Genomic DNA, 3,988 nt, shown 5'->3' with positions numbered 1-3,988 from the left:
AAATGGCCCACGCGCTCGGCAAACCATGGGGAGCAACAACGCATACCTGTTGTACCGTTGGTAAATTCCCTGCAATAAGCCGGTAAGCTTCACAACACCAAATGCTATGAACTAACCAATAGAGGGATCACTAAACAAAAAGCGTTGATTCTGAGGGCTTATCGAAAGCCAAGCAAACCGATGGTTGAAACGGCAAGACCAGTGTTCAGCAAAGCTTAGCCATTCTATGCAAACCGACCTCATAACGCCCGGCTAATGGGCAAAAACCAATACCATATACACTCAATTTAACCAGCCGGAACCCCGAAAGTAAACCAAACCCAAAATCGTGCGTGTTTTTGTCCCGTTGAGCCGATTGTTAGTTGCCGCTCCTCACACTCAGTGCTAACATTTGTACATACAACAAATCAGGAGCGAATCATGGACACTAGAATTCAATTTCGTGTTGATGAGGAAACAAAACGCCTAGCCCAACAAATGGCTGAAAGCCAAGGCAGAACCTTAAGCGATGCTTGCCGTGAACTTACCGAACAGCTCGCAGAGCAACAACGAAAAACATTATCTCATGACGCTTGGCTTACTGACCAAGTTAACCTAGCTTTTGAGAAGTTTGACTCAGGAAAGGCCGTTTTCATTGACCAGAACGCTGCTAAATCTCGAATGGCTGAACGTAAGGCTAAGATTCGCAACCGAGGCAAGCTATGATTTTATGGGAAGAAGAATCTCTCAATGATCGCGAAAAGATCTTCGAGTTTCTTTACGATTTTAACCCAGACGCTGCCGAGAAAACCGATGAACTTATCGAGGCCAAAGTTGAAAACCTTTTGGAACAACCTCTTATGGGTGTACAGCGTGATGGCATTCGAGGACGACTTTTGATCATTCCTGAGATATCAATGATAGTCTCGTACTGGGCTGAAGGTGATATCGTCCGTGTTATGCGCGTACTACACCAAAAACAAAAATTCCCTGCTGAGTGACCGTGAACATAAGGCAACTAACGCCCAACTAAAGGGCAAAAACCAAAACCCATTCACTCAACCGAACCTGCCGGAACCCCAGAAACAAACCGAACCAAAAATGCCGCGTGTTTTTGTCCCTTTGAGTTGTTTGTTATGACGGCGGCCCACACCGAACAAAAACCCGCCAATTCAAAGAATTAAAATGAACCGACCACGGCGAATAACTTAAAGACACCGCATTTCGATCAGTTTAACCTTTTTCGGTGATACAAAATTAAAGCGGTGAGCCACCGGAGTTCAAAAGCTCATTTTGCACCAACGAAAGCCTAATACCGCAATAAAGACGAGCCTGGAAAATTACCTGAAAAACGGATTGCGGCACGCCCTCAACCAAAAAGAAAGCCCGCCTCATAACGCCCGGCTAATGGGCAAAAACACACATATGCACCCAATTTAACCAGCCGGAACCCCGAAAGCAAACCGAACCAAAAATCGTGCGCGTTTTTGTCCCGTTGAGCCGTTTGTTATGCAGACTCTCTTAACCAGCGCTCTTTTGATATTTTATAAAGGCAATGTCGTTCAACTCTATGACCCCTCTCTACTTTGGGGTGATTGAAATCATTACCCGTATTTTGCATACCTAATTTTTGCATGACTCGTTGAGAAGGCTTATTAATTAGCGGTGTAAAGGCATAAACTGAATCTAGACCTAATTCAGAAAATGCAAAGTCTAAAGCTTTACCTGCGGCTTCTGGTGCCAGCCCCTTGCCCCAGTATTTAGAAGACAGTCGCCAGCCCACCTCGACGAAAGGGGTTTCAGGTAAACTATGACTGCTTGGCTGATAATTCAGGCCAACAAAACCTATAAATTGGCCTCCAGACTTCAACTCTACCGCCCAAAATCCCCAACCATTTTCTTCAATCAGACCTCGAATATGATCAGCAACCTTATTACTTTCTTCAAGATTCAGCACTGACGGAAAAAAGCGCATCACCCTCGGATCTGCATTGAGCTTCGCAAACTGAGCATAATCTTCCCTTTTCCACTGGCGCAGAATCAATCTTTCAGTTTCGAGATAATTCATCCATTCCTCAGTATGCATAACGCCCAACTAAAGGGCAAAAACCAAAACCAATTCACCCAACCGAACCAGCCGGAACCAAAAAAACAAACCGAACCAAATGTGCCGCGTGTTTTTGTCCCTTTAAGTTGTTTGTTATGTACATTTACTTAAAAGTTCTTTCCAATCTTTCAATGAAACCATTGATGGTGTTATACGAATACGGAAGTAACAGTCTTTACCATATGAAGTTACGGTAATTCGTTCTTTTTTAACAATTGGAAATAGAGTGTACTTGAGTTTTGCGGGTTTATCACGATAGCACACCTCTCCGTCTTTTATTTCCAGAGTATTCAGAGTTTCTCCTTTGTTATTCAATTTCCTGCTTATATACATGTACTGAGCAGATTGATATATAGCCATTATGACTAATATTAAGACATAACTATCAAGGGCTAAGGAAAAACTTTCAGAACCAAAAGCATATCTAAAAAATTGCATAAATAGTGGATATAAAATTGCAAATCTTAAGAAACTTTTGAGTTCAGTTGTTATACCATAGTTACAAATCAAGTTTATTTTTCTGTCCACAATTTTCCTCATGTACATAACGCCCAACTAAAGGGCAAAAACCAGACCTAATTCACCCAACCGAGCCAGCCGGAACCTCAAAACCAAACCGAACCAAAAATGCCGCGTGTTTTTGTCCCTTTGAGTTGTTTGTTATGGCTACATGTGCATCAAAAAGTACCAACTCAACATTATCAAAAGCCAACCCAATATCCTTATGATAATTCGCAATGGCATATTCATATTAAAGCTGTATGCTACATGATTCACAACGAGCGTTGCATTGACTGCTACCGACGTCAAACTATTACTCTCACTAACAAGGAAAATATTTATTGATATTCCAAGCAACAGCAAGTAGAGCACCAGAAAACTATATTTCCAGCCATTTCTTGCCATTATGCCTTTTGGCTCCTCACTGAAGATTTCCACTATACGTTTATACACTTTAACTCTCGCCTTTCGTCACAAAGCCATAACGCCCGGCTAATGGGCAAAAATACACATATGCAGTCAATTTAACCAGCCGGAACCTCAAAAGTAAACCGAACCAAAAATCGTGCGGGTTTTTGTCCCGTTGAGCAGTTTGTTATGACGGCGGTTGCTGACGCTAACACCCATTAAATAAACACCGAAAGCTGCCCACGCGCTCGGCAAACTATGGTAAGCAACAACGCATACCTGTTGTGCCGTTGGTAAATTTCGTTCAATAAGCCGGAGAGCACCACAAAACCAAAGACTATGAACTAACCAATAAAGGAAAAACAACGTTGATCGCTAAACAAAAAGCGTTGATTCTGAGGGCTCATAAAAAGCGAAGAAAAACAGCTAATTGGAACGGCAAGACTGGTATTCAGCAAAGCTTAGCTATTCTATGCAAACCGACCTCATAACGCCCGGCTAATGGGCAAAAACCAATACCATATGCACTCAATTTAACCAGCCGGAACCTCAAAAGCAAACCGAACCAAAAGTGGCACGTGTTTTTGTCCCGTTGAGCAGTTTGTTATGACGGCGGTTGCTGACGCTGACACCCATTAACCAACAACTGAAAATTGCCCACGCACTCGGCAAACCATGGGGAGCAACAACGCATACCTGTTGTGCCATTGGTAAATTCCTTCCAGTAAGCCGATAAGCTTCACAACACCAAATGCTATGAACTAACCAATAAAGGAAAAACAACGTTGATCGATAAACAAAAAGCGTTGATTCTGAGGGCTCATCAAAAGCCAAGAAAAACAGCTAGTTGGAACGGCAAGACCGGTGTTCAGCAAAGCTTAGCCATTCTATGCAAACCGACCTCATAACGCCCAACTAAAGGGCAAAAACCAAACCCATTTGCCCAACCGAACCTGCCGCAACCTCAAAACCAAACCGAACCAAAAATGCCGC

4 protein-coding genes are annotated in these 3,988 nt (G+C 42.9%); 2 read left to right on the top strand and 2 right to left on the bottom strand.

Annotated features, from left to right (window positions below):
* Positions 1–420 precede the first annotated feature (420 nt).
* Together DI392_RS19255 and DI392_RS19250 are read left to right on the top strand one after the other, a co-directional pair.
* Entirely contained in the window at positions 421–705 is a 285-nt protein-coding gene (locus DI392_RS19255; RefSeq protein WP_109321320.1) for a type II toxin-antitoxin system TacA family antitoxin, read from the top strand.
* Positions 702–980 carry a type II toxin-antitoxin system RelE/ParE family toxin gene (locus DI392_RS19250; RefSeq protein ID WP_109321319.1) on the top strand — a complete coding sequence of 93 codons (279 nt, stop codon included), beginning with the start codon at positions 702–704 and terminating at the stop codon, positions 978–980. The genes DI392_RS19255 and DI392_RS19250 overlap by 4 nt, the downstream gene beginning before the upstream one ends.
* Positions 981–1,486: 506 nt before the next feature.
* Here DI392_RS19250 and DI392_RS19245 read toward each other — a convergent pair.
* Entirely contained in the window at positions 1,487–2,047 is a 561-nt protein-coding gene (locus tag DI392_RS19245; RefSeq protein WP_109321318.1) for a GNAT family N-acetyltransferase, read from the bottom strand.
* A 132-nt stretch (positions 2,048–2,179) separates the two neighbouring features.
* Complete coding sequence (locus tag DI392_RS19240) at positions 2,180–2,614, bottom strand: hypothetical protein (protein ID WP_109321317.1); 435 nt, start codon at positions 2,612–2,614, stop codon at positions 2,180–2,182.
* Positions 2,615–3,988: the final 1,374 nt, after the last annotated feature.

This window comes from Vibrio albus, assembly GCF_003144035.1.
GTDB lineage: Bacteria > Pseudomonadota > Gammaproteobacteria > Enterobacterales > Vibrionaceae > Vibrio > Vibrio albus.
The sequence above is the reverse complement of the archived record's forward strand: the minus strand, read 5'-3'. Positions and strand labels throughout refer to the sequence as shown.

Excerpts from the sequence above, each read along its gene's own strand:
- DI392_RS19255 (WP_109321320.1), top strand. The coding sequence starts at position 421 with ATGGACACTAGAATTCAATTTCGTGTTGATGAGGAAACAAAACGCCTA.
- DI392_RS19245 (WP_109321318.1), bottom strand. The coding sequence starts at position 2,047 with ATGAATTATCTCGAAACTGAAAGATTGATTCTGCGCCAGTGGAAAAGG.
- DI392_RS19250 (WP_109321319.1), top strand. The coding sequence starts at position 702 with ATGATTTTATGGGAAGAAGAATCTCTCAATGATCGCGAAAAGATCTTC.